We start from the raw sequence: 1,238 nt of genomic DNA, 5'->3' as shown, positions 1-1,238 counted from the left end.
CCGTAGCTCGGGCGTGAGTCGCGGTCACCAGCAGGCTTACGGTCATCATAAGGGCGGTCGTTACTACGAGCCGGACGGTCGTCGCGGTTCCCGTAGCTCGGGCGTGAGTCGCGGTCACCAGCAGGCTTACGGTCACCATAAGGGCGGTCTCCACCGGAACGGGCCGGACGATCACCATAGCTCGGGCGGTCGTTACTACGGGCCGGGCGGTCGTCGCGGTTGCCGTAGCTCGGGCGTGAGTCGCGGTCACCAGCAGGCTTACGGTCACCATAAGGGCGGTCTCCACCGGAACGGGCCGGACGATCACCATAGCTCGGGCGGTCGTTTCTACGGGCCGGACGGTCGTCGCGGTTGCCGTAGCTCGGGCGTGAATCGCGATCACCGTAAGGCTTGCGGTCTTCTCGCCGGCCATTTACTAAGGGACGGTCGGCACTGCGGTTATCCCGGTCTCCGCCGGAGCGCCCATCCTGCCCACCACGGTTGTGACCACCCTTGTGGTCTCCGTGTGAATTATTTTCGCGGTTGGCACCGTATTGCTCAGCCATGCTGACTCCTAAACCTATGAGCGCACTAACTGGCACAGTAACAGCCGCTCTTCACTTGTGATCTTCTACTGCAAAAACCTCGGACCCAATGATCCACAAACCAGTCTAGTCGAGGCTGAGCGCTCCACCCATGAATCTGGTGTAACTGGCTAGGATAAGTGACCAATCACAAACGAATTCACGACTAATCTGCTCTTCGTCAGTGGAAACGCGATCAAATTCGACGGACACCCGGCAACTGTTCGATTCCACTGCCTCGAAAGTAATCTCCACATTCAAAGGCGCGAAGGCGTGACTCCCAACGGTCCACTCGAGTCCCAAAGCAGAGGAAGCGTCCCAGTCAACGACGTTGGCCAAGACCGACTCCTCGCCGTCATCGGATTCCTCCACAAGGTGATCCTCAAGAAATGCTATGTGAGCACCAATCCCAAACACGCTCATCGTTTCGACAGGCCACCAAAGATGCACACCGTCAGTAAAACCGTCGAAAGCATGCTCAGCTGATACCCCCAAAACAACGATCACCTTTCCACGAGAGGAGGCCTCTACGGGAACATAGTCTGGATCGGGCGCATGAGAAAAGATATTGGACATCCCACAAGAATACCCAACATCGTTGATTCGCGCAGTTGGCGGAACATGGGCCGGATCTGTTGTGTGGTGGTGTGTTTTAAGTGGGGGAGGCCCCCACAC

The 1,238-nt window shown here is 57.8% G+C and carries 1 protein-coding gene and 1 pseudogene; both read right to left on the bottom strand.

The window, feature by feature from the left end; all coding sequences use genetic code 11:
- Window positions 1-545: pseudogene (locus LOH53_RS16710) on the bottom strand (DEAD/DEAH box helicase); the annotation flags it as partial.
- A 105-nt stretch (window positions 546-650) separates the two neighbouring features.
- On the bottom strand, window positions 651-1,139 hold the full coding sequence (locus LOH53_RS16705; protein WP_230068891.1) for an SRPBCC family protein: 489 nt from the start codon (window positions 1,137-1,139) through the stop codon (window positions 651-653).
- Between the last annotated feature and the right edge of the window lie 99 nt (window positions 1,140-1,238).

The sequence above is a fragment of the Arthrobacter cryoconiti genome (assembly GCF_020905375.1).
Lineage (GTDB): Bacteria > Actinomycetota > Actinomycetes > Actinomycetales > Micrococcaceae > Specibacter > Specibacter cryoconiti.
The sequence above is the reverse complement of the archived record's forward strand: the minus strand, read 5'-3'. Positions and strand labels throughout refer to the sequence as shown.

Coding starts and splice junctions, on each gene's coding strand:
- LOH53_RS16705 (WP_230068891.1), bottom strand. CDS start 1,139: ATGTCCAATATCTTTTCTCATGCGCCCGATCCAGACTATGTTCCCGTA.